General features: G+C 48.4%; 33 protein-coding genes and 1 pseudogene. 17 read left to right on the forward strand and 17 right to left on the reverse strand.

Features of this window, described 5'->3' with window-relative positions:
- The first annotated feature begins 46 nt into the window (after positions 1–46).
- Together E3J62_03915 and E3J62_03920 are read left to right on the forward strand one after the other, a co-directional pair.
- Complete coding sequence (locus E3J62_03915) at positions 47–1654, forward strand: B12-binding domain-containing radical SAM protein (GenBank protein ID TET46512.1); 1608 nt, start codon at positions 47–49, stop codon at positions 1652–1654.
- Positions 1655–1786: 132 nt separating this feature from the next.
- Complete coding sequence (locus E3J62_03920) at positions 1787–2095, forward strand: hypothetical protein (GenBank protein ID TET46513.1); 309 nt, start codon at positions 1787–1789, stop codon at positions 2093–2095.
- Positions 2096–2811: 716 nt separating this feature from the next.
- Here E3J62_03920 and E3J62_03925 read toward each other — a convergent pair.
- Genes E3J62_03925 through E3J62_03935 form a run of 3 tightly spaced genes read right to left on the reverse strand, consistent with a single transcriptional unit; the run spans position 2812 to position 6598 of the window.
- Positions 2812–3720: an acyl-CoA synthetase gene (locus E3J62_03925; protein ID TET46514.1), complete on the reverse strand. Its 909-nt coding sequence runs from the start codon at positions 3718–3720 to the stop codon at positions 2812–2814.
- A complete protein-coding gene (locus E3J62_03930; protein ID TET46515.1) occupies positions 3692–5089 on the reverse strand; it encodes an acyl-CoA synthetase in 1398 nt (465 codons plus the stop codon). The genes E3J62_03925 and E3J62_03930 overlap by 29 nt, the downstream gene beginning before the upstream one ends.
- 6 nt (positions 5090–5095) lie before the next feature.
- Positions 5096–6598, reverse strand: coding sequence for a sodium:solute symporter family protein (locus tag E3J62_03935; GenBank protein TET46516.1), 1503 nt, complete (start codon positions 6596–6598; stop codon positions 5096–5098).
- 721 nt (positions 6599–7319) lie between these two features.
- Between E3J62_03935 and E3J62_03940 the strand changes: the two genes are divergently transcribed.
- The 14 genes and pseudogenes from E3J62_03940 to E3J62_04005 all read left to right on the forward strand — a co-directional run bounded on the left by E3J62_03940 (position 7320) and on the right by E3J62_04005 (position 17176).
- On the forward strand, positions 7320–7763 hold the full coding sequence (locus E3J62_03940; protein TET46517.1) for a transcriptional repressor: 444 nt from the start codon (positions 7320–7322) through the stop codon (positions 7761–7763).
- Positions 7764–7921: 158 nt separating this feature from the next.
- Positions 7922–8143, forward strand: coding sequence for a NifU family protein (locus E3J62_03945; GenBank protein ID TET46518.1), 222 nt, complete (start codon positions 7922–7924; stop codon positions 8141–8143).
- A gap of 39 nt (positions 8144–8182) precedes the next feature.
- Positions 8183–8425 carry a sulfurtransferase TusA family protein gene (locus tag E3J62_03950; GenBank protein ID TET46519.1) on the forward strand — a complete coding sequence of 81 codons (243 nt, stop codon included), beginning with the start codon at positions 8183–8185 and terminating at the stop codon, positions 8423–8425.
- Between the two features lie 10 nt (positions 8426–8435).
- Positions 8436–8795, forward strand: a complete 360-nt coding sequence (locus tag E3J62_03955; protein TET46520.1) for a sulfur reduction protein DsrE — start codon at positions 8436–8438, stop codon at positions 8793–8795.
- Between the two features lie 11 nt (positions 8796–8806).
- The gene (locus E3J62_03960; protein ID TET46521.1) at positions 8807–9961 is read left to right on the forward strand and encodes a cysteine desulfurase; all 1155 of its coding nucleotides are present in this window, start codon (positions 8807–8809) and stop codon (positions 9959–9961) included.
- An 18-nt stretch (positions 9962–9979) separates the two neighbouring features.
- Positions 9980–10369: a Fe-S cluster assembly scaffold protein NifU gene (nifU, locus tag E3J62_03965; GenBank protein TET46522.1), complete on the forward strand. Its 390-nt coding sequence runs from the start codon at positions 9980–9982 to the stop codon at positions 10367–10369.
- Complete coding sequence (locus tag E3J62_03970) at positions 10366–10746, forward strand: desulfoferrodoxin (protein ID TET46523.1); 381 nt, start codon at positions 10366–10368, stop codon at positions 10744–10746. The genes nifU and E3J62_03970 overlap by 4 nt, the downstream gene beginning before the upstream one ends.
- Positions 10728–11292: pseudogene (locus E3J62_03975) on the forward strand (rubrerythrin family protein). Before E3J62_03970 ends, E3J62_03975 begins: the two are co-directional and overlap by 19 nt.
- A 169-nt stretch (positions 11293–11461) precedes the next feature.
- Entirely contained in the window at positions 11462–12496 is a 1035-nt protein-coding gene (locus E3J62_03980) for a hypothetical protein (protein ID TET46524.1), read from the forward strand.
- Positions 12493–13344, forward strand: a complete 852-nt coding sequence (locus E3J62_03985) for a hypothetical protein (GenBank protein ID TET46525.1) — start codon at positions 12493–12495, stop codon at positions 13342–13344. The genes E3J62_03980 and E3J62_03985 overlap by 4 nt, the downstream gene beginning before the upstream one ends.
- A gap of 5 nt (positions 13345–13349) precedes the next feature.
- On the forward strand, positions 13350–14132 hold the full coding sequence (locus E3J62_03990) for an NADH:ubiquinone oxidoreductase (protein ID TET46526.1): 783 nt from the start codon (positions 13350–13352) through the stop codon (positions 14130–14132).
- Positions 14129–15406 (forward strand): Ni/Fe hydrogenase subunit alpha, encoded by a 1278-nt coding sequence (locus E3J62_03995; GenBank protein TET46527.1) that lies wholly within the window; start codon positions 14129–14131, stop codon positions 15404–15406. Before E3J62_03990 ends, E3J62_03995 begins: the two co-directional genes overlap by 4 nt.
- Complete coding sequence (locus tag E3J62_04000) at positions 15403–15918, forward strand: hydrogenase maturation protease (GenBank protein TET46528.1); 516 nt, start codon at positions 15403–15405, stop codon at positions 15916–15918. The genes E3J62_03995 and E3J62_04000 overlap by 4 nt, the downstream gene beginning before the upstream one ends.
- A 37-nt stretch (positions 15919–15955) precedes the next feature.
- Complete coding sequence (locus E3J62_04005; protein TET46529.1) at positions 15956–17176, forward strand: DUF438 domain-containing protein; 1221 nt, start codon at positions 15956–15958, stop codon at positions 17174–17176.
- A gap of 84 nt (positions 17177–17260) precedes the next feature.
- Here the strand turns inward: E3J62_04005 and E3J62_04010 are convergent, their stop codons facing one another.
- From E3J62_04010 to E3J62_04070, 13 genes are all read right to left on the reverse strand, one after another.
- Positions 17261–17773: a ferredoxin:glutaredoxin reductase gene (locus E3J62_04010; protein TET46530.1), complete on the reverse strand. Its 513-nt coding sequence runs from the start codon at positions 17771–17773 to the stop codon at positions 17261–17263.
- Positions 17766–18050 carry a glutaredoxin family protein gene (locus tag E3J62_04015; protein ID TET46531.1) on the reverse strand — a complete coding sequence of 95 codons (285 nt, stop codon included), beginning with the start codon at positions 18048–18050 and terminating at the stop codon, positions 17766–17768. Before E3J62_04015 ends, E3J62_04010 begins: the two co-directional genes overlap by 8 nt.
- Before the next feature lie 3 nt (positions 18051–18053).
- The gene (locus E3J62_04020) at positions 18054–18614 is read right to left on the reverse strand and encodes a nitroreductase (protein ID TET46532.1); all 561 of its coding nucleotides are present in this window, start codon (positions 18612–18614) and stop codon (positions 18054–18056) included.
- A gap of 31 nt (positions 18615–18645) precedes the next feature.
- Positions 18646–18963 carry a redoxin domain-containing protein gene (locus E3J62_04025; protein ID TET46533.1) on the reverse strand — a complete coding sequence of 106 codons (318 nt, stop codon included), beginning with the start codon at positions 18961–18963 and terminating at the stop codon, positions 18646–18648.
- Positions 18964–18986: 23 nt separating this feature from the next.
- On the reverse strand, positions 18987–19373 hold the full coding sequence (locus E3J62_04030; protein ID TET46534.1) for a DUF302 domain-containing protein: 387 nt from the start codon (positions 19371–19373) through the stop codon (positions 18987–18989).
- A 272-nt stretch (positions 19374–19645) separates the two neighbouring features.
- Positions 19646–20353 (reverse strand): High molecular weight rubredoxin, encoded by a 708-nt coding sequence (locus E3J62_04035; GenBank protein ID TET46549.1) that lies wholly within the window; start codon positions 20351–20353, stop codon positions 19646–19648.
- Between the two features lie 4 nt (positions 20354–20357).
- On the reverse strand, positions 20358–21569 hold the full coding sequence (locus E3J62_04040) for an FprA family A-type flavoprotein (protein ID TET46535.1): 1212 nt from the start codon (positions 21567–21569) through the stop codon (positions 20358–20360).
- Positions 21570–21579: 10 nt separating this feature from the next.
- A complete protein-coding gene (locus tag E3J62_04045) occupies positions 21580–22080 on the reverse strand; it encodes a rubrerythrin (GenBank protein TET46536.1) in 501 nt (166 codons plus the stop codon).
- Positions 22077–22601 carry a ferritin gene (locus E3J62_04050; GenBank protein TET46537.1) on the reverse strand — a complete coding sequence of 175 codons (525 nt, stop codon included), beginning with the start codon at positions 22599–22601 and terminating at the stop codon, positions 22077–22079. The genes E3J62_04045 and E3J62_04050 overlap by 4 nt, the downstream gene beginning before the upstream one ends.
- A gap of 4 nt (positions 22602–22605) precedes the next feature.
- Positions 22606–22980 (reverse strand): desulfoferrodoxin, encoded by a 375-nt coding sequence (locus E3J62_04055; protein ID TET46538.1) that lies wholly within the window; start codon positions 22978–22980, stop codon positions 22606–22608.
- 156 nt (positions 22981–23136) lie between these two features.
- Complete coding sequence (locus E3J62_04060) at positions 23137–23631, reverse strand: Rubrerythrin (GenBank protein ID TET46539.1); 495 nt, start codon at positions 23629–23631, stop codon at positions 23137–23139.
- Between the two features lie 21 nt (positions 23632–23652).
- Positions 23653–24225, reverse strand: coding sequence for a rubrerythrin family protein (locus E3J62_04065; protein ID TET46540.1), 573 nt, complete (start codon positions 24223–24225; stop codon positions 23653–23655).
- Positions 24200–24646: a transcriptional repressor gene (locus E3J62_04070; GenBank protein TET46550.1), complete on the reverse strand. Its 447-nt coding sequence runs from the start codon at positions 24644–24646 to the stop codon at positions 24200–24202. Before E3J62_04070 ends, E3J62_04065 begins: the two co-directional genes overlap by 26 nt.
- A gap of 771 nt (positions 24647–25417) precedes the next feature.
- On the opposite strand from E3J62_04070, the gene E3J62_04075 reads away from it, so the two are divergent.
- Positions 25418–26380: an ExsB family transcriptional regulator gene (locus E3J62_04075; GenBank protein ID TET46541.1), complete on the forward strand. Its 963-nt coding sequence runs from the start codon at positions 25418–25420 to the stop codon at positions 26378–26380.
- Positions 26381–26527: 147 nt separating this feature from the next.
- Here E3J62_04075 and E3J62_04080 read toward each other — a convergent pair whose 3' ends face one another.
- Positions 26528–26713: a DUF1059 domain-containing protein gene (locus E3J62_04080; protein TET46542.1), complete on the reverse strand. Its 186-nt coding sequence runs from the start codon at positions 26711–26713 to the stop codon at positions 26528–26530.
- Positions 26714–26970 lie beyond the last annotated feature (257 nt).

The following is a 26970-nucleotide window of genomic DNA, read 5'->3' on the forward strand; positions in this document are numbered from 1 at the left end:
TGCTCAGACCCCCCAGTCGTGTAGTTAACTTTCAGATCTCCTTCTCATGCCCTCGTCTGAGTATCTTGACCCAACTCGCCAGAGTAGTATAGGGCATTGCACCTTTCTTGCCAAGCATTTTCCAGAGTGGCAGGGCAGCACAGATTGCTTGACATTTCGACCCTTTTCTCATAGAGTTGACCAACAGTATCAGAATCCCCCGGACTGGGGCTTTTTCGGAGAAATGTTTATGGAGCAAAGGAAGACGAAGGAGATAAAGAGAATCGTCGGAATCGAACCCGGATCTCCCGGACTCCATATTTTCAGCAAGTTTCGTCTGCCTCGTCTGGGCCTGCCTTTACTTGGTAAGATTCTCACTCTTGAAGGCTATGAGGTCAGGATCTATTGCCAGGACGTGAGCAGAATCGACTGGGATGATGTCTGGCGTGCTGATCTGGTCCTCATCTCGAGCATCACCAGTACTGCTCCAGAGGCGTACAAAATTGCTGAAGACCTAAGGAATCGGGATATCCCAGTGGTACTCGGTGGCTCCCATGTCACTTTCAAGCCTGAAGAGGCGCTGGAGTTTGCTGACTATGTCGTTCGAGGAGAAGGAGAACAGACAATTGTTGAGCTTGTAAGATGGCTGAGAGACGGTGACCACAGCAACCTTTCTGACATTAAGGGGCTGTCCTTTCGGATGGACGGCAAATTCCATCACAATCTTTCTCGTCCACTCTTACAGGATCTCGATTCACTTCCTTATCCCGATCTATCTCTGATTCAAGGATTTGACAAGACCGGGGTCGTACCGATGATCACCTCCAGAGGCTGCCCCTTCGACTGCACTTTCTGCTCGGTCACAAAGATGTTTGGCAGGCGATTCAGGTTCTGCAGTGGCACGAAAGTGATTGATGAGATCGAGAACCTCCGTCAGGAGTTCCCCGGTAAGCCCTTCTTCTTCTACGATGACAATTTCACGGCAAGCCCTCATAGGACCAGGCTACTGCTCAGAGAGATCCTGAGAAGGCGGATACCCCTTCAATGGGCAGCTCAGACGAGGGCGGATGTGGCCAAGGACGAAGGACTCATAGCTCTTATGAAACAGGCAGGCTGTCATCGTCTCTTCATCGGACTTGAGTCAACCAATCCTGAGACCCTCAAGGCTTACAAGAAGAACCAGACAGTTGAAGAGATTGAAGAGTGTCTTGAGGTTCTCCATAAACATGACATCAGTGTGCACGGGATGTTCGTTCTAGGAGGGGATGACGACGACCTCGCTACTATTAGCAGTACAGTGAGATTTGCTTTAAGGAAGAAGATTGGCACCGTTCAATTCATCATCCTCACGCCTCTTCCTGGTACAGACTTCTATCGAGAGATGGTTTCACAAGGAAGACTTATTAATGAAGAATGGAGCGAATATGACGGACATCATGTGAAATTTATACCTCGGAAGATTTCCGCGTGGAGATTGCAGGCCGCGACAATGCCAGGCGCCATGGTCAGATTCTACTCCCTCTGGCAATGCCTTAGGCTCTTGCTGAAAGGCGAGAGGAGCTTTCTGGCAAGGATTTATGGCCGCTGGTACCTCTGGATATGGAGACGACACAATCACCGCTTTCTGGGCAGTTTGAGAAGATCTTCCCGTTCTAAAACATCCAGGACGCTCTGACTTGGATGCTGTGTACAGATTTATCTTGACTCACTGTCAATGAGAAAAAAATGTGAACGCAACAGGTTGGATCCATTCTTACGGTAGGGCTGCCCTCGTAGGATCACCGATTGGGAGAGGAGAGCTGACAGAATGTCAGACAGAGCTAAGATGGAACTATTTGTTGGGATCAAGGTCACTGCTGCCCTAGAACGGCACCTCGACGAACTGAACAGCAGCTACGCCTACCTTGTTGCCGGAAAGGACGAACAAAGCTTGCGGAGAATCACGATCAATGACGCTGAGATATTGGGCAGATCTGTGGAACAAGCGACCACGGTCGGATCTCTGAGCGACATAGTGAAAAATCTGAAGAGTATATTGTCAAAATTTGTCCCCCAATATCCCCTTAAGGATTCTGAAATCAGAATCTATGCCAGAGGTCCGAAAGAATCCTTCTGAAACATTCCTGGAATGTATTTGGATTCAAACCCCTGTAACCACAGATCATCACTGGAACTGGCTGTACGCTATACGCAAAGAAAGCTGGAGATAACGAAATTCCTTCCCCTGCATCACCCGACACCCGAAACTGCGAAATTCCCATCACCCATACCCTGCCCCTTCGAAATTCGTAGTCTCCATCTTCGAAGGTTGCGAGACGGGTTGAGTGGAATTTCCTAATCTGGTGTTCTTCGTTTCGATTTTCGGCTCTGGGATTTCGCAATTTCGGAACCACAGATTTCACAGATTAACACAAGATTATCTTTCTGGTTTGGGTTTAGCCATGAGAATACGGTTTGAATCCGTGTCAATCTCGTGTAATCTCGTGGTTAGGGGTTTTATTTTCCCAATTTCGCAATACAGAAAGAGAAATGTCATTGCGAGACTCGCGGAGCGAGTCGAAGCAATCTGACTCAAGCAGATCCTTCGACTCCCAGAATCCTGTGGCTTCAGGGGTTTCAATTTCGCAATTTCGGAACCACAGATTTCACAGATTAACACAAGATTATTTTTCTGGTTTGGGTTAGCCATGAGAATACGGTTTGAATCCGTGTCAATCTCGTGTAATCTCGTGGTTTCAGGTCTCAATTTCGTAATTTCGGCGGGGGTGTGACGGCTGGGGCCGGGAATTTCGCATTTTCGTGTTTTGTGTCTGCATTTTCGTGTTCTTGGTTCTATTTCCTGGCGAGATTTTTCCTGCGCTGGTATGCGAAACTCTCGTCGCGAGTGAATTTCCCGTGACTTAGGTCTCTTTTTAGAACTGTTCCAAGTGTCGATAGGACCACTTCGTGAAACTCTTCGTGCGTTACGGTCTTCCCAGTCTCCTCTTTGATTGACGTGATAGGCTCAATGATCCTATCCCTTATCTCGGCTGGTACCCAGATAACTTCCAAAAAATCATCTATGTCCAGTCTATCAATGAACAAATTGAGCGTAACAACGTAATCGTTTTCAGTCTCCTGAACCACAATTCCACCGAGTCGCTTGCCATCAACTCTTACGCTGCCACGATGCTTGTACCAGGCGTTCGCAACCCCAAGTTCTCTCACAATCTGCATTAATATGTGGCCCATTTTCTGATAGATTTCGTCTGCATCTTCGAAATTACACTTGTCGAGCACCAAATGCACAAGCTTGCAGCAGGGATCAGCGAACACCAAATCGTGCTCACCTACTGATATGATGTGTTTCAAATTTGTCTCGTGCAGGATTTCTTGAATAGCAGGAACATAATTGCTCAGCGTGACAACAGTCTCAGCGCCAGAATCGCGCAGAACATGTAGGATTTCACCAGCTTTGTAAAGAGTATTTATTGGCACGGCTATTGCACCGAGTTTCTGTATTGCAAAAAACGCATACACAAATTCGGGGATATTAGGTAACATAATCCCAACTTTTGCACCTTGCGTTATCCCAAGTGACTTGAGCCCATTCGCCAGTCGATTTGATTCCTTATCGAGTTTCCTGTAAGTTATCTCCTTTTCGTCAAAAATCAACGCAACTCGCTTTCCAAATCTCTTGATCGTGTTTTCAAGAATACTCTGGAGGATCCCTTCAGACACTTTCGTATGGCTCCTTTTCAATTACTCTTTCGTCCCGGTAACTCGGGTGCAACTCCTTTTTTGACACTTTACCGGTTAAACTTTTTGGCAATCTCTCTCGAAACTCGATCGACTTGGGGACTTTGAACGGTGCAAGTCGTTCTCGACAGAAGCCTAGCAATTCTTTTTCGGTAACATCGTTGCCGACTACAAATGCTTTGATCAGTTCGCGTTCGTCTTTCTGGATCCCAATGACCGCAGCTTCCTCGACCTTGGGGTGTTCGCTCAGAGTCTCCTCTATTTCCCTTGGTGAAATGTTCTCGCCACCAAGGATGATGATGTCCTTCTTTCTTTCGGTGATATAGAAATAACCTTCCTCATCCTTGTATCCCAGGTCGCCCGTATAGAAGAAGCCTCCTTTAATTGCATTCTGGGTCTCCTCTTCCAGATTGTGATAACCTTTTGTCACAGTTGGACTCTTTATTATGATCTCACCGATTTCACCAGGTGGTAACTGATTGCCCTTCTCGTCGATAACTCTCATCTCCACCTGAGAAAGCGGCGTACCAACTGATCCCGGTTTCGGTTTTTGCCCCGGATTGAGTGCGACTGCCGAAGCAGTTTCAGTAAGCCCATAGCCTTCGATCAACTTCGTGCCGAGTGTGGTTTCAAACTGCCTTATTAGTTGCTTTGGAAACGGTGCACCTCCTGAAACACAATACCGCAGTGTTCTCGGCAATTGCACTTTCACAAGCTCACAGAATTTCAAAAGATGCACAAACATAGTAGGTATGGCGAGTAAAATGGTTGCCTTGATCCGCTTTATCGCGTTATAAAGATTTTTTGGAGTGTAACGGGACATAAGGATCACAGTGGCACCTCGTTCGACACCTGTTATGAGAACATTTGTTAGTCCAAATACATGGAAAAAGGGCAAAACACCAACGATAACATCGGTTTCGTTCACGTCTATGCGTGCCTTTGTAAGACTTGACCCGCTCACAAAGTTTTGATGAGTGAGTAATACTCCCTTAGGGCGAGCGGTTGTACCAGAGGTGTAAAGTATACATGCGGTATCGTCAGAATTGCTCCGGTGCGAACGAAACTTCTCACTGGACCTTGACACCAATTCCTTATAAGGGATGGTATCTATCAAACTAGCACCACCTCTGCCTGCACGTGGCTTTATCGCCACATTCATGTTTTCTTCTCTTGCCTTATCAAGATCTATCTTCACATCCGCACCAGCAAGGATACCCTTGCGGGTGATACTTTGTATTATGACCGTATCCTCAACCCCAGTAGTCATAAGAAACGGACTTACAATCCTCGATTCAGCAACTGCGCTCGGCAGCGCAAACAAGTCACCTACATCAGTCTCTGGTGCATCAATAACACGTAACTTTTTCATGGAATGTCACGCCTGTTCAAGGTATTCGTCTACCTCATCGTAGAATCTGCGGATGGTTTCACTGTCTGGTCGCGGCGTCAACAGACTCACCACTACGAAGAGTATTATGTTTAGAGCCAAAGCTGGTATTAGTGGATTTTCAAGATGAAATACGATTGGGGGATAAAAATAGCCCGCGACAAGATAAGCAGTGCCACCGATTATACCGCACAGTGCACCCTGTCTTGTGCTTCTTCGCCAAAGTATAGAACCGACAAGTAGGGTGGCCCATTGTGCAAACCCTGGCACCGCTATCTTTGTAAGGTAGAGTGCAAGCGCCATACGATAGTGAAGTGCGACGACAAGCGCAAGAAGGATTAATCCAATAACAGCAAGCTTGGTTACAAACACCATCTGCTCTGGCCGCATCTTCTTCCCTAGCCCCCCGTAAATTATGTCGCGCGAAACGAATATGGCAGATGTCATAACCTGCATAGCAGCGGTGGAGACAGCAGCGGCGATCACACCAATTAATACGAATCCTGCAAACCAGCCCGGCAAATACTGTGTTATGATGGTCTGCACGACGTTGTCTGCTTCAAGACCCAGCATGGGCGGGACGAGTGTCCCCTCCATGTGCGATATAGCAGGGGCGACAATCCCACCCCATAAAAACGGAATCGTGTAAAAACCCACCCCGCCAACGACAAGTGCAAGAAGAGGCACCCATTTGAATACTGATTTGTCCTGCGCAGTCAGAGTGGCCATAACCACATGCGGCCACGCAAACCCCATAAGTCCAACGATAAATGCCCCGCCTATAATGAAAGGCCGAAAATAGCCCTGGGGACCAGGTGCGACATATAATGCAGGAAAATTGGATTCGACAACATTCACCGCCTCTCGCAACCCCCCGGGAAAAACTCTATTTATCACCCACACCAGAGACCCGAGGAAAGCAACCGTGTAGATCGTACCAAGCAGAACATTCACCCACGCCGTTGTGCGCATGCCGCCAAGGAATACTATTATAATCAAAAGCACCGTGGTATAGACTATGCCAAAAATGGGGCTTATTCCGGTGAGTGCTTTGAAACCAAGTCCTACTCCAAGTGGCTGGATGCCGATGTAAGGTATGATAAACGCAAGCATGATCAAAGAAATGATAATCCGCAACGCGCGAGAATTGTAACGCTCAGCTACTATTTCAATTGGTGAAAGGAAATTGTTCAGCCGCGCCACTGCCCACAACCTTGGACCCAGGAACATATACAGGCAAGCAAAGCTGACTACGGCGCCCCAGATGAAATACACATAAAATACACCGTGTTGATACAGAAAGCCCGGATAGCCGTAAAAGGTCCACGCGCTTGAGATGGCAAACAATACAAAGAAAAACATGACCGTTACGCCAATCCCACGTGACGCAAGCATATAATCCTCGGGCGTCTTGGCCGAAACCTTGTAGCCAAATATCGAAAGAAGCAGGATCAGCAGACCGAAAATCGATATGATGATTACTGTGATCATCTGTAAGGCCAATATTTAAAGGCGTATATTAGGTGTGCAACAGCCAAGATGGTAAGAAGGCAAATCCCGGCAAAGAAGGGTAAAGGCAATATCCCAAACACCAGTATCTTCCGATCAAAGTAGCGAACAATGTATAACATACCAATGATGCCCAGAAGGAGCACAAGAAGATATGCCTTGCCCGGTTTATGCTTAATTATCTCACGCATGACTTTATTCGATCAAACAAACCTCAATCTTATTGTAATTGATTTCCCCATCGTATTCAAGCTTATTCAGGAACCCCCACTTCACTTTGGATCAGTTCTGCGCTGGCAGTGCCGAAGCACACTCCTCCTGGCCATCCACCAAATGAAAGAGAAAAAGTGTCATTGCGGGCGAACGAAGTGAGCGAAGCAATCTGGCACAAGCAGATCCGGAGTTCATCCTGCCTATCGACAGACTGGGTCTTTTTCAGCTGGCCCTATTTCGTTTTCTATTTTCGTGTTCATGGATCTGTGTGGGGCAGAGCCGATTGCGAACTACAAACTCCGAATTACGAAGGACGAGTTGGCGCGTAAGTCTTTGTGTCAAAAGCAGTAACGCATAGAGGGGAAGTTCTGTGCCTTGCCCAAAAGAATCAGAAAAAAAATGATAGTTGTTTCTATTTTACTCTTGACAAATTATGGTTATAATATTATAATAATACTAGAATAAGAATGCTTACAGGAATGGAGCTCTAATGAAAGACATAATTGAGCGGTTGAGGGAGAAAGGCGTGACGCTGACGCCTCAAAGACTGGCAGTAGTAGAATTCCTTACAAAGAACGCTTCTCACCCAACAGTGGACGACATTCACAAAGCAATCCAGAGAAAGTATCCCACCATGTCGATGGCGACAGTATATTCCACGCTGGAACTGCTGAAGGAACATGGAGAAATACAGGAGCTTTCCATAAGGAAAAGGGGCAAAGCTTGTTTCGATCCCAGTCCAAAGCTTCACCATCATCTGCTTTGCCAGAAGTGTGACAAGGTTGTGGACATTGAGTTTGAATGTCCGGATGATTGTCCAATTATCGAGGAGAAAGAGATAGGCGGATGCAGGGTCGAGGAAGTGCAAGCATATCTTTATGGATTGTGTCCCGATTGTTCAAAGATGGAGGATAATGTAAATGACAAGCCTTAAGGGAGAGACACAAGTACAAGCGACCAAGATACGGAGGAATATCGTCCATATTGACGAGGAAAAATGTGATGGATGTGGTCTGTTGCGTGCAGTTATACTTGGGATCAAGGGAAATAAGAAATGAGCCGCAAGAGCTCACAATCAGAAGGAGGGTCAAGATGAAGGAGAGAGTTGAAGCTGCCCTGAACAAGATCAGACCATCGTTACAAGCAGACGGTGGCAATGTGGAGTTGGTGGAGGTCACTTCTGATGGCGTGGTGAAGGTGAGGTTAACAGGAGCTTGTGGAGGATGTCCCATGAGTCAGATGACATTAAAGACGGGCATAGAAAGACTGTTGAAAGAAGAAGTGCCAGAGGTGGTAGAAGTCATTGCCGTATGAACATACCACGGAGTAAGACAAGTAACGGGAGCATTGACTATGAAGTCAGAGATCGTACCGGATGCAGAGCTAGATTGTGTCGGTCTCTACTGCCCGATGCCAATCGCTATGACGAAAGAAGAGATAGAGAAGATTGAGGTGGGTCAAATACTCAAAGTGGAAGCTGACGACCCTGCAGCAGAAGAAGACATTAAACGATGGGCAAAGAGAACCGGGCACGAGATCTTGAAATCTGAGAAACATGGTACGATATTGACCTTCTTCATAAGAAGAATCAAATGAGGAGGAGCAGATGAACAAGATACTCTATGTGCAAAGCAGTGGCCTGGACACACCAGAACGGTTGTATGCGCCGTTCATGCTCGCGACGGCAGCGGCCGCTATGAACATAGATGCGGCCATCTATTTCTTGATAAAGGGCGTGACGGTCGTCAAAAAGGGTGAGGCAGAAAAGATCAAGATCGGCGACTTTCCGAACCTCAAGGAGGTCATGGAGCAGGCCACATCCGCGGGTGTGAAGTTGTATGTATGTGAACAGACCACACAGCTCCTTGGGATCTCGAGGGGTGATTTCATTCCCGAGGCAAAGATCGTTGGGGCCGCGACGCTGAACGACCTGGCGCTCGATGCCGGTGCCGTTCTCAACTTCTAGAGGTGGAATCTGTGAAGAGGATATTTTTGGACCACGCATCGGCGATGCCAGTTGATCCCAGGGTATCTGAGTTTGCTGAACGGTATCTTAGAGCTAACTTCGGAAATCCTTCATCCCTCCATTCAGTAGGATTAGAGGCAAAAACGGCTATCGAAGACGCAAGGAAGAAAATCGCAGAGCTAATAAACGCAGGGAATGAGAACTGTATTGTCTTTACCAGCGGCGCAACTGAATCAAACAACCTGGCTATCAAGGGAACAGCGCTCAGGAATATATCAAAAGGTAAGGAGATTGCGGCAAGCGCTATAGAACATATGTCAGTCCTCAATCCTATGAAAGAGCTTCAGAAAAACGGGTTCAAACTGACCATCATACCGGTTGACTCAACTGGTATCATCGACACAGAGGAACTTGGCCGCATTTTGACCAAAAATACCACCGTTACTTCCATAATGTATGCGAACAACGAAATAGGAACAATCGAACCTGTCAAGGAGATAAGTGAGGTAGTCCATGAGAAGGGGTTGTATCTGCATGTGGATGCAACAGCCGCGGCAGGCCGCATAGCCATAGATGTGCAGAGCGATGGGATAGACCTGTTAACACTGTCCTCCAACGATATGGGTGGGCCCCAAGGCGCTGGTGTCTTGTATATGAAACCCGGTGTAAGGCTCCAGCCAATCCTACCGGGAGGCGGACAGGAGCGGGGACTCAGGTCTGGGACAGAGAACTTATTCACCATTGCTGGAATGGGAGAAGCGGCAAGGATAGCAAAAGACCAAATGGACGAGGAAAGCAAGAGGCTCAAGGAGATAAGGGATGAACTGATCGACGAGATATTCAATATTGACGAATCTTATCTCACGGGTCATAATACTCAGAGGCTTCCCCACCATGCCAGTTTCCGGTTTAGCCGTATTGAAGGTGAGAGTATCGTGTTGAATATGGATACGATGTACAACATACAAGTTTCCACCGGTTCAGCCTGCTCTTCGAAAACCCTGGAACCATCACATGTTCTGCTGGCAATAGGTCTGAAGCACGAAGAAGCACATGGGTCAATGGTCCTGACCCTGGGGCCGTCAAATAAAGCTGAAGAAACACCAGTGATAGCAAAGGCTGTCAAAGAGACTGTTGAGAGGTTGAGAAAACTTTCACCACTGTGAAAAACGGGGGTAACCCACATGGCAAACGTAGGCTACAGTGAGAAAGTGATGGAACATTTCATGAGCCCAAAAAATGTGGGTACCCTAGAAAATCCTGACGGCTACGGGAAAGTGGGCAATCCTGTGTGCGGGGACCTGATGGAGATGTTCATCAGAGTAGAGGACGATATTATCACCGACATAAAGTTCAGAACGTTCGGCTGCGGTTCAGCTATCGCAACGAGCAGCATGGTTACAGAAATGGCAAAAGGGATGCATGTCGATAAGGCTTTGAAAATAACACGTAACGATGTGGCTTGCGAGCTCGATGGTCTCCCTCCGCAGAAGATGCATTGTTCCAACCTGGCCGCCGACGCTCTTCACGAGGCAATCAGGGATTATCAGCGAAAGAAAGCAGGCCCGAAATGACTGAGCGATTGCAGGTCTACAAGTGCAATGTCTGTGGCAATATTGTGGAGGTGTTGCACACGGGGGTTGGAGAACTGGTCTGCTGTGGACAGCCAATGGAACTCCATCAAGAAAAGGCAGACGATGTCGGAGAGGAAAAGCACGTTCCAGTGGCCGAGACGACAGAAGGTGTCGTAAGGGTCAAAGTTGGCACTATTCCTCATCCAATGGAGGAAGAGCACTACATTGAGTGGATTGAACTGATAGCGGACGGGAAAGTCTATCGTCACTTTTTGAAGCTGGGATCTGCGGCCGAAGCAGTATTTGCAATACACACGGACAGCACTACGGCAAGGGAGTATCGCAGTGTCCACGGTTTGTGGAAGTCAACGAGTTGAAAGGAAGCTAGACCCAAAACAATCTCCTGGCCGCCTTCGCAGGAGAATCGCAGGCTCGCAACAGGTATAGCTACTTTCCCAGCCAGGCAAGAAAAGAAGGATACGAGCAGATAGCTGCCATATTTCAGGAGACGGCTGACAACGAGAAGGAGCACGCTAAGCGGGAATTCAAGTTTCTACAGGGGGGAGGTAGCGATATCTGCCTCATTCCCAGCAGGTGTGATTGGTGACACAAAAGCCAATCTCAAGGCGGCGGCTGCTGGTGAGAACTATGAATGGACCGAAATGTACCCTACATTCGCTAAGGTTGCCCGTGAAGAGGGGTTTATTTTCGTATCCATAGCGAAGGCTGAGGAAGCACACGAAACACGATACTTGACACTCCCTAAGAATATCCAGGGAAGCAGGGTGTTTAAGCGAGACGAGGTCGTGAAGTGGAAATGTCCAAATTCCGGCTACATCCACGAGGGATCCGAACCGCCCAGGGAATGTCCAGCTTGTGCTCACCCTCAATCCTATTTTGAGCTCTGGTGTGCAAATTACTGACTCGACATCCCCAGACGAAGACCATGAACATAGGCAGATTGTAGCAATTTGGGCTGGCCTTCAAGGTTAGCATAAGGTACTATCTGAGAACTATAAAAGGGTGGTGTGAAGAAGGGGCGTCTGTTCAAAGATACCTAGGAACTAAGGGAGAAAACAGAGACAGCGAAACATGAGAGTTCTCTGGATGAAGAAGGAACACCTGAGAGTGTTCCTCAAAGCCTCAAAACAATTCGGTGAGCTGTGGGGTCCAGTCCAAAAAGGTAAAGTACATGTTTACGACAAGATAGATGACTTCTCTGAGTTGATTCTCGAGCCCACAAAAACTGTTCTATCTATCAAGAAGCTTGTCCATCCTCCAGAATTCAACATGTTCAGATATGACGGAGAGAGTTACGAGGCCGAGCTTGAGAATATGCCCAGGAAGGTTGTATACGGCGTTCCCCCGTGTGACATCCACGGACTGCTCATCCTGGATGACTTGTTCACCAGATACTATCCAGACCCGTACTACATCAAGAGAAGAGAGCGGACTGCTATCCTGGGTGTTTCGTTCTGTACCCCCACCGAAGGGTGCCTGTGCAAGTCCATGGGCACAGATGTTGTAGAAGAAGGATTTGACCTGTTCTTCAGCGACCTTAAAGATTTCTACCTCGTCTGGGTGGGCTCAAGCCTGGGCGATGACATGGTTAGAGCCGAACCCGACCTGTTTAACGATAATATCACCCGCAAACACACGGATAAATTTATAGAATGCAAGACTGAACGCGACGAGAAATTCACCAGAGGCATCGACATGACAGTGATACCGGACCTCATGGAGTTGAGTTACGACATCCCGTTGTGGAATGAACTGGGGGAAAGGTGTCTTGAATGTGGTGCCTGCACAGTGGTCTGTCCAACCTGTAATTGCTACAACATTGTTGACGAACCCTCTATTTCTGGATCCAAAGGTGACAGGAGAAGGTACTGGGACTGCTGTATTTACACAGAGTACTCACTCGTTGCTGGGGGCCATAACTTCAGAAGAACGCGGGGGGAGAGGCTCAGGCTATGGTATAGTCATAAACTCAAGTCGTTTGGCTACTCTGAAAAGCCAGCCTGTGTTGGATGTGGCAGGTGTATTGATACCTGTCCTGTGGACATCAATGTGCTCGTGGTAGCCAGAGCTTTACTGGGTAAAAAGGAGCACAAAGGAAAATCATGAATCAGGAGTCTCGCCAGGAAAATCCTTTCACGCTGGAACCTGCGAGGATAGTGAGAAAGCATAACCTATCTCGTGACGTCAGGTTCTTTCAGATAAGGTTTGCGGACATGGAAAAGGCACTCTCAACGAAATACCTTCCCGGGCAATTTATGATGCTCTCCATTGCGGGAACTGGAGAGGCCCCCTTCTCCATATCTTCCACGCCTTCAAGGCCGGGTCTGCTCGAGTTTTGTATCAGAGAAGTAGGAGAAGTCACCAGGGCGCTATTTCGATTGAAAGAGAATTCCCTGGTAGGAATAAGAGGACCTTATGGAAACGGTTTTCCACTCGATGAGATCAAAGGACAGAACCTCATAATTGCTGTAGGAGGTCTTGGAGTTGCTCCGCTGCGCTCTCTTTTGCTCTATGCTTTAGACAACAGGGATGATTTCGGCGATGTGTATCTTCTCCACGGTGCCAGGACCCCGTCAGATATGCTCTTCAGAGACGAGTTTCTTGAGCTGAGAGAACGGGAAGACCTTCACTGTCTCCTGGCAGTTGATGATGACCCCACTGGTGATTGGCCCTGTCATGTTGCAAAGCTCACTCAACTCTTCAAGTATGTCAAGAATATTGATGTTGCCAATGCCTATGCAGCAGTGTGTGGACCTCCTGTAATGTACAAATCTGTGATCGAGAAACTCGTGCGCCTTGGTATTCAAAAGCCTCAGATTCTCATAACCCTCGAGCGCCGCATGAGATGTGGTATCGGTAAGTGCGGACACTGTGTTGTGGGTAATACCTATACCTGCATAGACGGTCCGGTCTTCACATACTGGGATGTGATAAATATGAGAGGATTGGTTTGAGATAGATGGAAAAGAAGAAAATAGGGATATACAGTTATACAGGCTGCTCAGGAGAACAGTTTGTCATCCTGGAATGCGGCGCCGAACTATTCGAGCTTTGTGATCGGGCGGAAATCAAATCATTCCCCATGGCCCAGAGCAATAACGAATATACCACACTGGATATAGCCTTCTTGGAAGGTTCAATCACAACTAAGAAGCAAAAAAAGGAATTAGCGCAGGTAAGATCACGTTCAAAGCTCCTGGTTGCCATGGGTACCTGCGCCTGCTTCGGGGGAATTCAGTCGATGAGACTGGGTGAGGGGGAATGGAAAAAGCGGTTCCAGAAGGTATACGGCGATGATGGCAAGTCGTTCAGGACTATGGAGCCCTTTGAATCAAAACCGTGCGACGCTTTTGTAAAGATAGACTACTACATTCCAGGTTGTCCTATGGACAAAAAACAATTCCTTCATAGCGTGGCCCGTATGCTCAACGGCAACTCCCCGTATCTTTACCAGTTTCCCGTCTGCGCGGAGTGCAAGTGGAAAGAAAACGACTGCCTTCTCCTCAGGGGCTTACCCTGTCTTGGGCCGCTCACCAGGGGAGGTTGCGGCGCTGCTTGCCCATCTTACAATCTCCCATGCGTCGGATGCTGGGGACCTGCAGAAGTACCGAATGTCCCTTCTCAATATGAATTGCTGGTAGAAAAGGGATATGGCCCTCAAGAGATTCAGCAAAAATTCAGGAAATTCGGCGGTGCTCCTATGGTGGAGCGTCTCAAGAAAATAATGGAACACATGGAATGAAACGCATATCCATCAAATCACTGGCAAGGGTAGAGGGTCACGGGGGGATTACCGTCAGGACAGAGGGCAAAAAAGTCAAGGATGTGAAAGTCCAAATCTACGAGGGTCCGAGGCTGATAGAAGAACTGGTAGTGGGTAAATCTCCCGAGGATGTTCTCAATGTCGTACCAAGAATCTGTGGCATATGCAGTCTTTCTCATAGGTACGCTGCTCTCAGAGGATTGGAAAGAGCCTTGAGTATTGAAGTGCCCCTCAGAACGAAACTCACAAGAGAGTTCATGCTTCTTGCGGAGATTATTCAAAGCCATTCATTGCATATTTTCTTTCTGTCTCTCCCTGATTTTCTTGGGCGTGCATCAGTTATGGATATGGTGGATAACTATGGTGAGGAGATCAAGTCTGCCCTTGCCATAAAGGGTTTCGGGTACTGGGTTATGGAGACCGTGAGCGCTCGAATGATTCACGGCGAGAATCCCATACTGGGGGGGTTCGGTGCTCATCCATCTAAAAAGGCTCTTATTGGAATAAAGAAGAAGGCGGAAAAGCTGATCTCAGATGCAGAAAGGGCCGTGGAGTTGTTTGCATCCTTCAAGTATCCTTCTTACGTGGAGCGTGATACAACTCTTATGGCGCTCAATCCCCCCGATGGAAAATACGGCTTTGTAGGTGATTCGCTTCTCATTTCCACAGGCGAAGAAAGAAGTGTGGAAGAATATAAGGAAGTGATTCAGGAACGGGTAGTTCCATACTCCTTTGCCAAGAGGTCAAGGCATAATGAGAAACCTTTCACTGTTGGGGCGATTGCAAGGATGAATCTTTTGGGCAAAAGATTGACAGGAGAGGCAGCAAAGCATTTCGAAAAGCTATACAGCAAGCGATGGATGAAAAACCCCTTTTTCAACAATTTAGCGCAGGCCATAGAGATTTTGCACTGTATCGAAGCCATCCCTGAACTGGTCGATAGGATAATGAAACTCGAAGAGCCAGTCGTGAAGAAACCATCCAAGAATAGCGGAACAGGAACTGGAGCCATAGAAGCGCCCAGAGGCACGCTATACCATTCCTATTCCATAAATGGTGGATCGATAACCAGTTGTGACATAGTCACTCCAACTGGCCAAAATCTGGACGATATTGAGGAATATTTGAAAACAGCAACTGAGAATCTGTTGTCCAAAGGAACGGAGGATGATCTGGAACTCAAGTTGGAGATGGTTGTAAGGGCTTTTGATCCCTGCATCAGCTGTTCTGCACATCTAGTAAGCGTGATATGACGAATATCGAGAAGAGACTAAGAGAGTTGATTCACTCCAGGGCGGTTGTGGTCATAGGTCTGGGAAATCCTGACCGAGCTGATGACGGGGTAGGTATTGAGGTTGCCCGACAGCTAAGGGGGTTAGCCCCAGAGAGAATCTTTTCAGAAACAGAGGGCCTCGAAGCGATTGTTCTACGCATTCTAGACAGAAAAGACGCTGAGGTAGGCATCTTTGTTGACGCAGTAGATTTCGGAGGGAGGCCAGGTGAGGTTCGGATCTTTTCTGATGCGAGCTTCCCTCCTTGCACCATTTCAACACATAAGGTACCCCTCGGGTTGCTCTCAGCCCTTCTTAGAAAGGAAGGGAAGGCAAGCTATCTCCTGGGAATTCAACCAGGTACTCTAGATTTCGATTCTGAGATTTCGGATGAAGTACATCGAAGTCTAGGGAAAATAGTAGCGATTCTCAGTCCATTCTTTGACCCACCGAGGGAAGTATGTAGTCAGCCTCAGGCGGCGGCGAAAGAATAGCCAGGAAACGAAAATCAATAAATGAGGAGGAGATATTATGAGTAAGGTATTTGGCGGTAAAGAGGACAAGAAGCAGATGATAAAGGATTTGATTAAGGAGTTACATGCGGGAGCAAAACCCGGTGATGTAAAAGAGAAATTTAAAGAGATTTTGAAAGAGGTGGGTCCAACGGATATAGCCCAGATAGAAGAAGAGCTAGTAAAAGAGGGTATGCCAAGCGAAGAAATTCATAGACTCTGCGATGTGCACCTTGCTGTCTTCAAGGAGTCTCTGGAAAAAGAGAAGACTCTAGCACCGCCTGGCCATCCAGTTCATACTCTTATGGAAGAACACAAAATCATACTACGGTTCGCCGATGAACTGAAAAGTGTCACGCAGGAGATTAACCGAGCGGAGAATTTTGACTCGGCAGGTGAGGGAATAAGACAATTAGAAGGAGTTTCAAAGCACCTCGACGATGCGGAAAGTCACTATGTGCGAGAGGAGAATGTCCTGTTTCCCTATCTTGAAAAACACGGAATTACCCAGCCACCTTCAATTATGTGGTCAGAGCATAACGAGATAAGAGAGAAGAAGAAAAAGGTCCATGAACTCGTAAACATCCATAAGAGTAATAACTTTCAGGATTTTGTTGGGAAACTCACTGACGTGGCAACATCTTTGGGTGATATGCTCCAAAGCCACTTTTACAAAGAGAATAACGTACTCTTCCCCACAGCATTAAAGGTAATCACGGAAGACGAGTGGATAGAGATTAAGAACCAGTTTGATGAAATCGGGTATTGCAGCTTCACACCAGAATGTACGACAGTTGCTGTTGAGAAAGAGAGAACAAGCGAACCCGATGCCGCGTCCAAAGGACAAATTGCATTTGAAACAGGAAGCTTTTCCAAGGAAGAGCTTGAAGTACTCCTCAACACTCTACCTGTAGATATCACCTTTGTTGATAGAGAAGATACAGTCCGATACTTCAGCCAATCGAAAGAACGAATCTTCCCGAGGACAAAGGCGGTCATTGGCCGTAAGGTTCAGCAGTGCCATCCTCAAGAAAGCATCCATGTTGTTAGCAAGATACTTGAGGACTTCAGAAATGGTCGTAGCGATGTAGCAGAGTTCTGGATTCAGCTAAAGGAACGACTCATCTACATCCGCTACTTTCCAGTCCGTGACAAGAACGGCGAGTATCTCGGCACTTTAGAAGTAACCCAGGACATTACAGATATAAAGAAAATAGAAGGAGAGAAAAGACTCCTATAAAGAGTTGCAGAAAGAAGAGCAGTACAGGCCCGACAGGTAGGCGTTAATTATTCAACTCATTCTGGACTGCAATTCGGAGCAATGCTACATAAACCTTTCGAATCTCTCCTTTTTTGCTTTGCACACCGGGCAAACCTCAGGAGGCTCTTCTCTTGCGCACAGATAGCCGCAGACCTTGCACCTCCATACAGGCAGAGGCAACGATGATACACTCTTGCGTGGGTGCTCAGACTTTGCCTTTTTCCTCTCCTTTGCTGGCCGCCGCCTTTCAGGTATCGACCCTGTCAGTTCCTTTTCACCTTTCTCCACGGCTTCCGACACATAAAGCGCGCAGTAGCACATGCCATGTTCGCTTAAGTCCGTATCCCTGTAATCACAGGGACATATGATATCCAGATCCTCTTCTTTGCGACCACAGGCAAGCCTGCACGGGCATCCCCAGTACCCATATCTTTTTTCATTAGTCAGGATTCCTCGAATCAGATCCTTGGCGAACTCAACATCAGGATTCAAGTGATATCCGCCTTCTTCTGCTTCCTTGTTCAGACGCTCATACAGTCGATCAACTTCCTCAGCGCTGATATCGGTGCTACTCATAGCCCACCGCCTTCTTGATCTTCTCTTCATTGAACCCCACTATGCACTTTTCGTTATTGACCACCACCGTGGGAAATGAGCATTTTGGATTCCATCGCTCGATCTCCTTCATGACCTCATCCTCTTCTTTGTCCTCTAGAAGATCTACATCCACATAGCTATACTCTATGCCCATCTTGTCGAGTAGCCGTTTGGTCTTCCTGCACCACCCACACGTACTCAGAGCGTAAAGAACGACTTTGCCCATCTTATTGCCCTTGGCATGTGTCATCCGCATGTCTTATTCCTCCTTGTACATGTTTATGAAGGCGAATTTCTCAAACGGCAACCGCTCCGGCCTCTTCCCTTCAGCTTCAACCTGCTTTTCTGACAGCACATCACGAATTTCATCTGAGCGCTTACCTACTATGAGAAGAGCAATAAGCCTCATGTCTTCCGGGATCCGCAGAATCTCCTTAGCCTTCTTTTGACTGTACCCTGCAATTGGATGGGCGACAAGACCAAGTTCTGTGGCTCTTAATATGACGAAGGCCGTCGCCATGCCTGTGTCAAAAAGGTAATAATGCCTATCCTTTATGTTGCAGTCAAGATCTTCTCTGCTGAACACAGCGATGATCATGGACCCATAATGCGCCCATTCATTCCCCTTTGATAAGGCCTCTCGCATCTTTTTCAACATCTCTTTGTCATAAACAAAAATGAGCCGCCACGGCTGGTTGTTGAAGCATGACGCGGACAGGCTGGCACACTCAGCCAGGTCTCTCACAAGTTCCTCAGTTATTTTCGTCTCTTCAAGAGATCGATATGCTCTTCTTTTGCTTATTGCCTCTTTCACGTCCATGGTCACCACCTTCTTTTTGGTTTACCTTACATCACGTCCTGTTCATGCTCTTCAGGAAGTCGACTATTTCATGTATGTCGGGCAGGACCCTTATCTCATAGACCTTGAAGAATACAACTTTCTGGGTCTCGTCAATTATTATGTTCGCTCTCTCAGAAAAGCCCTCTTTTTCTCTGAATATGCTGTATAGTCCTGCGACCTCCCCGTGCGGCCAGAAATCACAGAGAAGACGCGTGTTCTTTATGCCAAGGGTTTCGGCCCATGCTCGCAAAAAAACGGGCTGCGACCGATCCCGTCTTCTTAATACCTTCACCCGCCCTGCCTCCCACCAGAAATGTGAATACATCATTTGCCAGGCAGGGACCTCCCCGGTTACAGCCTGTTAACTATCACCTTCAGTTTTTCCCTTACCTCCCTCGCCACCTCGCGCAGCTTCTGGTTGTCAACAGCTTGCATGGATGCGACAGGATCCACTGCCGATACTTCCACAGCTCCCTCACCCCTCTCTTGCACGATAACATTGCAGGGCAGCATCAGACCTATCTTGTCCTCTAGTTGCAGAGCCTTGTAGGCAAAGGGAGGATTACATGCTCCCAGAATGATGTACTTCCTAAAATCCGCGTTCAGCTTTTTCTTGAGCGTTTCTTTCACGTCTATTTGGGTCAGAATGCCGAACCCTTCTTTCTTCAGCTCCTCGGTCACCCGGGCAACAACTTCCTCAAAAGAGAGGTTCAGCTTCTTACTGAAGTGGTAACTCATGGAGGCCTCCTTCTTATCGGATTTGCTGCTTGGGTGGCTAGACGAATAGTGACCACCGCATACCTCTCAGTATACTGATTTCTCCAATTGTAGCAACGGGAAAGGCCGAATATTTCTGGACTAGGTGCCAATCTAAGGTTACCGGTGTCCACGGCGAGCTCACTCTGCCACATGACGCTACGATGTAAGGCCCGAACCGAATTTGCTGGGAAGAATGGACGCACAGAATCAGCAGGTCGAATCGCCGCTTCTGAGCCGTTCTCATGCGAATTCTAATCCTGCGGCGAGAACTGGCCCTTTCCGGCCCCGCAGACCGGACAGACCCAATCGTCCGGGAGATCTTCAAACGCTGTGCCCGCAGCCACTCCGTGTTCAGGGTCTCCCTGAGCCGGGTCGTAAACATAGCCACACACATCACAGACAAACTTCTTCATACCTGTACCCGCTCCTTCAGGTTTCTCTTCCTTTTCCTCAACCCCGCCTCTGTATGTGGGTGCATTCTTAGGAGCCTTGCCCTTCTTTATTTGGTGATAGTCGGCATAGGTGAGTGGAGTACCCCCTTGCAGTACTCGAGCGCTCACCACTTCCCCTAGGAATATCGTGTGCGAGCCTGCATCAAGCTGACCAATCATCCTCGCTTCTATCATAGAAAGCGCATTGTCCATGACACAGGGACACCCTGTGGTCCCCTTTTCGTATCCAACCTGGGAGAGCTTGTCAACATCCCTGCCTGATCTGAAACCAAAGAGTCCGATGAATTCCATTGGTGTTGACACGTCGAGCACGGAAATGCTGAAGACACCACTATTTGAAATGTATTCGTGCGTGAGGTTGTTTTTGGAGATGCTGACTGCTAGTCGTGGAGGCTCTGCAGTGACCTGAAACACAGCGTTGGCGATTTGACCATTCAGCTTTTCATCCGAGTGGGAGCAGACCACATAAAGGCCGTAGCTCAGGTCGAACAACGCCTTGAGATCTATTTCACTATTCACTGCCAGCCAATCTCCTGAGCTTCTCTGCGACTTGTAGTCCGAACGAATAGCAGTCTGCGAGGGCGTGGCCATCAGGCACATATTTCACTTTGAGACCATCACCTATCAGTTCCACTTTCATTGCAGTGAGGATCTCCTTCACCTGTGCAACAGCTTCTCCACTCCAGCCGTATGAACCGAAGGCAGACCCTATCATGTTCTTCGGCTTCAAACCCCTTAAGTATGCCAGCAGGTCTGCAACTGTCGGGAACATGTTGTTGTTTATGGTTGGCGATCCCACAAGGAGCGCCCCGGCATCCAGTATCTCGGTGGCAATGTCACTCCGGTGACATTGCCTCAGGGGCATCAGCTTGGTAACTGCTCCCCCTGCTGAGAGACCTTCACCAATTGCCCTTGCCATCATGGCTGTACTCTGCCACATCGTATCATAGGCCACTACAGCCTTATTCTTCCGCTTCTGGGCCGCCCACACCGAGTAGAGTTCAACTATTCCATCAACGTCTTTCCTCCAGATCGGTCCATGGTCGGGCGCTATTGTATTTATGGTGATGCCAAGGCCACCTACTCTTTCAAGAAGCTTGCTTATGAGCGGAGAAAATGGAAGAAGGATGTTCGCATAGTACTTGGCTGCCTCGTAGTCAAGAACTGTCTGGTCAATCTCATCAGAGAATCTCTGGCTGGAGGCCAGATGCATACCAAAACCATCCTGGGAGAAAAGAAGGTTGTCCTCTGCTAGATACGTGAACATACTGTCAGGCCAATGCACCATACGAGTTTCCACAAAGGACAGGTTCAGGTTCCCCAGACTGAGACTGTCGCCGTCTTTCAGAGCAAGAATTTCTCTCTCCATCTGGAAATGCTCGGACAGAGCCTTCACCCCCATTGGCGATGCGAAAACCTTCTCAGGTTTGACCGTCTCTATCACTGGGGGCAGACACCCGGAATGGTCCATCTCTGAATGGTTGGAGATGATGTAGTCAATCTTACCAGGGTCAATGACCGAGGAGATGCGCGACATCAACTCACTATGGAAAGGAGCCTTCACCGTGTCTATGAGCGTGATCTTGTCTGCGAGAATCAGGTAGGCATTATAGGTTGTGCCCCGGCTGGTCAGATAGCCGTGGAAGTCCCGGACAGCCCAGTCAATCGCACCAACCCAATAGACGTGCTCGCTAATCTTCAGAGCCTTGAAAGACTCATCCATAGAGGACTCTTCACTTCTGTTCTTTCAGAGAAGACAAGTACTTGCTCAGGTCGGTGACGTGCTTCATCTCTTCCTTGATGACACCGTCAATCCTGGGCTTACCAAGTTTCTCTGGAACCATATCTTTCATTCCCAAATAGAAGACGATTGAATCCTTCTCCATCCCGATGGCCTTGCGCAGAATGTGCTCCATCGATTCTTCCCCTGTCAGATCCCTGGACGGATCCGATTTAACATCAAAGACCTGTCCATCAGCCATTGCCCGTAGATACAGGGCTGCTTCGTCGTGCGGATCAAAGACAGTCGTACCGCTTTCCTGCTTCGACAGTTCCTCTCTCATAGAGGCGAAGACCCTTTCGTGCTCAACTTCCATGCTAGCGAGGTCGAGGAGCAATTGGTGAGCATGTGTATTCTCTCGTCCTTCCGCTGCTTTCCTGTAGAATTTGGCACCATTCCTTTCAATCTGCTCAGCCATCTCGAAAATCTCGTCAGCGTTAAAGTCCAAACTCATTTTTCTCCCCCCTTGCCTGTTGCCGGCGGCGTGAATACGCGCTGTGCCAGCTCACGGTCAGTCATTAGCAGTCCATCCCCGCTTTTGCCAACGAGCTTCACCTTTTCAAGAACATCGTTCGCGGAGGATTCCTCTTCCACCTGCTCGGACACGAACCACTGGAGGAAGCTGTTCGTAGCGTGGTCCTTTTCCGCAATGGCAAGATTGACCAGGTCGTTGATGAGACCGGTAACCTTCTGCTCATGCTTATATACATGGTCAAAAACGGCCACAGGAGAGTCCCAATCCGTGGGTGGACCGTCTATTTTCTCTAGAATTACTCTCCCGCCCCGCTCGTTGATGAAATCATAGAACTTCATGGCATGCGTCAATTCTTCCTGTGTCTGCACCCGCATCCAGTTGGCAAAGCCCGGCAGATTTCTCGCTTCGAAGTAAGCGGACATAGAGAGGTAGAGATATGAAGAATACAGCTCTGCGTTGAGCTGCTTACTCAAAGCCTCCTGTATCTTTTTCGCGAGCATGTTTCTAACTCCTCCACAGTCCATGCAGATTGCAGTATTCCCGGGCAGTCACCTTGTCTGCCTTGATGTTGAAAACTGCTTCAGGGGCGTCGCCCGGCTTCAGGAAGTGCCGATACGCATCTCCATCAGCGATCACTTCTATCCACTCGATATAGTGCTTATCCTCCATTGGATGAGGTACGCTGCCCACCTTCACCTTGAACCCACCATCAACCTTCTCCACCACAGGAACATGCTTTTCCTTCGCAGCATCAACTGCGTTCTCTTCATAAAGCTTCATTGGCTGGTTGCAGCAAACTAGCTCACCCACACCTTCGTGCAAGACTTCCACGATGTTCCCGCAGATCTCACACTTGTAGATTTCCAGCCTCTTTGCCATCTTTCACTCCTTTTCTTTGAGGTTAATACAATCAACCTCACTCAGTGAAACTCATTATCGTCTGGGTTCACATTCATTACAACCCAAATCTTTCTCGCGCCTCCTGGTCCGCGTTTCATTCTTGGTACTCTGCAAGTTGTCCTTCGTACATTGCCTTCAGGGTCCCACGTGAAACAACGGCCATTCGACATCGTAATCCTCAAACCTCTCGGCATTCTCTCTTTCGACTTCAAGAAGCTTGTAGTGCCCCATCTCCATAGTCGCAATATAGAGAATAGACTTCTTAAGCTGATCATTGCCTGACAGTCTCTCCGCCAATCCGGTGTAGAACTCGTGCGCAGCCTTTTCTGCCTGCATGGCACTCCAGAAGACTTCACTAATGGCCACACTTTCGTCAGGGATTTTCAACTCAGGCAACGGTACTGGACTCTTTTTGGGTAGAACGAGCTTCTTTCCTGGAAACTTGTCCCTGAACGTGTTCTCAAAGAAGGTCCTGTGTTTCTCTTCTTCTTTGGATAAGAATTCCAACCTGTCCTTCAGAAGGAAGTTCTTCACTCTGCTGGCAAGCTTGGCATAGAAGTCCTTGCTTTCGATCTCACTTCTCATGGCAGTGAGAAGCAGTTCTTCCTCACTGAATCTGCTTAGGTCCATATCTTATCGGCTCCTCTTCGGTTACCAGTTCTCACACAGCAGTTCAAAGTACGCTCGAGGATGCGCACAGGCAGGACACTCCTCAGGCGGCTCCGTCCCTTCGTGAATATATCCACAGTTCAAGCACCGCCACACGACCGACTGGTCCTTCTTGAACACCTTGTTTGCCTTTACATTCGCAAGAAGTCCAAGATACCTTTTTTCATGCTGCTTTTCGGCTACAGCAATCGATCGAAAGATCTTCGCGATATCCGCGAGGCCTTCTTGCTCAGCGATTTTCGCAAACCCCGGATACATGTCAGTCCACTCATAGTTTTCACCACCGGCGGCAGCTTCAAGGTTTTCTGCTGTCGTTCCAATGACCCCGGCAGGAAACGCAGCCCCGATCTCAACCATCCCTCCCTCAAGCAGCTTGAAAAGCCTCTCCGCATGCTCCTTCTCCTGACTGGCCGTTTCTTCAAAGATGGCTCTGATCTGCTCAAACCCGTCCTTCTTCGCCTTGCTGGCAAAGTAGGTGTAACGGTTTCTCGCCTGTGATTCTCCGGCAAACGCCGTGAGAATGTTCTTTTCAGTCTTCGATCCTTTCAGTTCCACTGCTCTCCTCCTTTCCTGACTCTAATGGCTTCTTCCTCTGAGAGGATCCTCTCCTCTTCCTACATTCTGGACATATGCCAATGTATTCCAGTCGGTACGCGACAATCTCGTAGTCGCTCATCCCTTGGATCGTACTCTCAACTGGAGGCAACTCGTTGACCGACACATCCTCGACACGGCCACAGGAGACCCAGCGCACATGATAGTGATTTTCAGTTGTCCCGTCAAACCGTTTTTCAATGCCCGCCAGTTCCAGTTTCTGTATCAGGCCCGCCTTGGATAGTACGTCCAGATTACGGTAGATAGTCCCCAGGCTTATCCGGGGAATTCGCTCACGGACAGACCTGTAGACCTGAGCAGCGGTCGGGTGGCAGGCACTCCTCTGAAGCTCAGCCAGAATCACCCTGCGCTGGCGCGTCATCCGTAAGCCCTTGTCGTACTTGTGGTTAATCCTTCTCACCTCCTTCCTGCGAATAGTAATTATTACTGGTAACCAGCAATATACTTGAGAACTCTTCTCTGTCAACCCTTTTTCTCAGGAAAATGTGCTCAAAACATGGAAAGACTCACAGAGTCTCAAGGTATTCCAGCAGATGTTCTATCTCCTGCTCAGAGAGGGTGGATTTGAATGAGGGCATGTCCTCGAACGGGTCGATAAGCTGTTTTCTGACGTTTACTGGAGTAGTGGATCTCTCAGTGACGTATGGGACCGGGGTCAGACCTCATATTTTGCGTTTTCACTCATCTGGACAATGGCTTCCTGTTTTCATGATCTCCCGGTTTCGGCACTGCATCATTTCAGGTTTGACCCCAAATCCTACCTCGTAGCTGCAGATTAACACACATTATCACGTGGACCAGATGTTAGATGCAAGATATGAGACATACGACAGCTATCAGCTGTTACGTTCCAAATCCGTTTCAAGGTGTTATTTTCTATCTTCTATTTTCGGCTTTTGGAATCTTGTGTGATCTCTGGTTTCAATAGTTGGACCAATTTCGTAATTCGTGTTATGTGTGTGCAATTTCGTAATTTCGCCGGGGACTGGCAGGGGGATGGGAATTTCGTATTTTCGGGTAGGCGTGCGGTGTGGTGGCAGGGATTTTCGTCTTCATAGTCCTGTTGACACCAATAGCTGATGTGAGTAGGATTAGATGTGTCGAGCACTATCACATGAAAGGGGGTTCTCACATGACTAAGGAAATAACAGCTCAGGACCTCAATCCCGAGCGGTTCATCGATGAAAAGGTCAGAGACATCAAGGCCGCTGTTGGGAAAGGAATGGCCGTCAACGCGCTCTCAGGAGGCGTCGATTCATCCTCAGTTACGATGCTGGGACATCGTGCCCTGGGGAAGCGCCTTAAGACCGTCTTCATCGAAAATGGACTTATGCGCGAGGGAGAGCCCGAAAAGGTTGTCCGCATTTTTGAGAAACTGGGGGTACCGGTTGAGATAGTCGATGCACGACAGGAGTTCTTTACGGCCCTTAAAGGAATCACGGACCCGGAAGAGAAGCGCGAGGCTGTTACCCAGACCTTCTATAAGGATGTATTCGGACGCATCGTCAAGGAAAGCAAGGCAATGTTCCTTCTCCAGGGGACTATCCTGACCGACGTCGATGAGACTGTTGCAGGCGTCAAGCGGCAGCACAACGTCTTCGCCCAGCTCGGGATTGACCCCCAGGACGCCTTTGGCTACAACATAATCGAGCCACTCATTCAGCTTCGTAAGGACGGCGTCAGGAAGGTCGGCAGCGCCCTGGGCCTTTCAGATGATGTGTCCCAGCGCATTCCGTTCCCGGGGCCGGCACTCGCGGCACGCGTGATCGGAGAAGTTACACCCGAGCGCATAGAAACTGTCCGAAAAGCAACCGCAATCGTGGAGGATTTGCTCAAGGGAACTGACGCGTTCCAGTACATGGCAATTCTTCACCAAGACCGGGTAACCGGGATGCGGGAGGGTAAGCGTGATTTTGGTCAGCAGATTGAGGTGCGCTGCTGGGATAGCGTCGATGCGCGGACTGCTACGCCAACCCATCTCTCATTTGAAACCCTTGAGAAACTCGCTCAGGAGATCATACGCGACGTGCCAGGTGTCGTCAGCGTCACATACAACATCGCGCCAAAGCCGCCTTCAACGATCGAAGCGGTCTGATTCCGTGCACTAACCAGAGTCAATTGCACCGGGGACCCCGTGGAACGGGGCAGACAGGTGTGCAAATTTGCCGGTTTGACGCCTCAATACATCCGTATGGTTTTTTCGCCAACGGATTTCTTGCGTCAGACTCTTGTCAGGACGTTATCATCCTTCCTTTATTGCCGCTTTGACTTTTTTCATCATTTCCGGATCGTTCAGTTGTTCATCGGTGTAACCGTGGGCTTCCTTGGCGTGTGTTGAAATATGTACCATCAGATCTTCCTCAGTCTCGGCATGTGCAACGTAGGGGCAGTCAACTCCCACATCTTTACAAGCGAAAGTCTTTGCCATATGTCTCACCTCCTTTCACCGCATTTCGTGCCAATAATATACGAATTCAAATAGTATTGTCAAGGCCCGGGGACAGCCCCCCAATTTTCAGTATAGATGAGTAGGGAGATCCCTATGCCGCTGTTTTGTCCTATATTTTCTATCTTCTATATTCCATTTTCGTGTTCATAGGTATTTGTTCGGCACAGTGCCTTCAGGCATCGGAAATGTCTGAATGTTGAAAATCCTTCGAGTATTCGGAGGGTTGAAAATCCCAG

Source organism: candidate division TA06 bacterium (assembly GCA_004376575.1).
Classification (GTDB): Bacteria; Hydrothermota; DG-26; order E44-bin18; family E44-bin18; genus E44-bin18.

Coding starts and splice junctions, on each gene's coding strand:
- E3J62_03980 (TET46524.1), top strand. CDS start 11,462: ATGAGAGTTCTCTGGATGAAGAAGGAACACCTGAGAGTGTTCCTCAAA.
- E3J62_04005 (TET46529.1), top strand. CDS start 15,956: ATGAGTAAGGTATTTGGCGGTAAAGAGGACAAGAAGCAGATGATAAAG.
- E3J62_04055 (TET46538.1), bottom strand. CDS start 22,980: ATGGCAAAGAGGCTGGAAATCTACAAGTGTGAGATCTGCGGGAACATC.
- E3J62_03950 (TET46519.1), top strand. CDS start 8,183: ATGAAGTCAGAGATCGTACCGGATGCAGAGCTAGATTGTGTCGGTCTC.
- E3J62_04080 (TET46542.1), bottom strand. CDS start 26,713: ATGGCAAAGACTTTCGCTTGTAAAGATGTGGGAGTTGACTGCCCCTAC.
- E3J62_03930 (TET46515.1), bottom strand. CDS start 5,089: ATGAAAAAGTTACGTGTTATTGATGCACCAGAGACTGATGTAGGTGAC.
- E3J62_04015 (TET46531.1), bottom strand. CDS start 18,050: ATGCGGATGACACATGCCAAGGGCAATAAGATGGGCAAAGTCGTTCTT.
- E3J62_04025 (TET46533.1), bottom strand. CDS start 18,963: ATGATGTATTCACATTTCTGGTGGGAGGCAGGGCGGGTGAAGGTATTA.
- E3J62_03970 (TET46523.1), top strand. CDS start 10,366: ATGACTGAGCGATTGCAGGTCTACAAGTGCAATGTCTGTGGCAATATT.
- E3J62_03945 (TET46518.1), top strand. CDS start 7,922: ATGAAGGAGAGAGTTGAAGCTGCCCTGAACAAGATCAGACCATCGTTA.
- E3J62_04070 (TET46550.1), bottom strand. CDS start 24,646: ATGACGCGCCAGCGCAGGGTGATTCTGGCTGAGCTTCAGAGGAGTGCC.
- E3J62_03955 (TET46520.1), top strand. CDS start 8,436: ATGAACAAGATACTCTATGTGCAAAGCAGTGGCCTGGACACACCAGAA.
- E3J62_03990 (TET46526.1), top strand. CDS start 13,350: ATGGAAAAGAAGAAAATAGGGATATACAGTTATACAGGCTGCTCAGGA.
- E3J62_04060 (TET46539.1), bottom strand. CDS start 23,631: ATGGACCTAAGCAGATTCAGTGAGGAAGAACTGCTTCTCACTGCCATG.
- E3J62_03995 (TET46527.1), top strand. CDS start 14,129: ATGAAACGCATATCCATCAAATCACTGGCAAGGGTAGAGGGTCACGGG.
- E3J62_03935 (TET46516.1), bottom strand. CDS start 6,598: ATGATCACAGTAATCATCATATCGATTTTCGGTCTGCTGATCCTGCTT.
- E3J62_03985 (TET46525.1), top strand. CDS start 12,493: ATGAATCAGGAGTCTCGCCAGGAAAATCCTTTCACGCTGGAACCTGCG.
- nifU (TET46522.1), top strand. CDS start 9,980: ATGGCAAACGTAGGCTACAGTGAGAAAGTGATGGAACATTTCATGAGC.
- E3J62_04000 (TET46528.1), top strand. CDS start 15,403: ATGACGAATATCGAGAAGAGACTAAGAGAGTTGATTCACTCCAGGGCG.
- E3J62_04075 (TET46541.1), top strand. CDS start 25,418: ATGACTAAGGAAATAACAGCTCAGGACCTCAATCCCGAGCGGTTCATC.
- E3J62_03920 (TET46513.1), top strand. CDS start 1,787: ATGTCAGACAGAGCTAAGATGGAACTATTTGTTGGGATCAAGGTCACT.
- E3J62_04010 (TET46530.1), bottom strand. CDS start 17,773: ATGAGTAGCACCGATATCAGCGCTGAGGAAGTTGATCGACTGTATGAG.
- E3J62_04030 (TET46534.1), bottom strand. CDS start 19,373: ATGAGTTACCACTTCAGTAAGAAGCTGAACCTCTCTTTTGAGGAAGTT.
- E3J62_03940 (TET46517.1), top strand. CDS start 7,320: ATGAAAGACATAATTGAGCGGTTGAGGGAGAAAGGCGTGACGCTGACG.
- E3J62_04020 (TET46532.1), bottom strand. CDS start 18,614: ATGGACGTGAAAGAGGCAATAAGCAAAAGAAGAGCATATCGATCTCTT.
- E3J62_04040 (TET46535.1), bottom strand. CDS start 21,569: ATGGATGAGTCTTTCAAGGCTCTGAAGATTAGCGAGCACGTCTATTGG.
- E3J62_04050 (TET46537.1), bottom strand. CDS start 22,601: ATGCTCGCGAAAAAGATACAGGAGGCTTTGAGTAAGCAGCTCAACGCA.
- E3J62_03915 (TET46512.1), top strand. CDS start 47: ATGCCCTCGTCTGAGTATCTTGACCCAACTCGCCAGAGTAGTATAGGG.
- E3J62_04045 (TET46536.1), bottom strand. CDS start 22,080: ATGAGTTTGGACTTTAACGCTGACGAGATTTTCGAGATGGCTGAGCAG.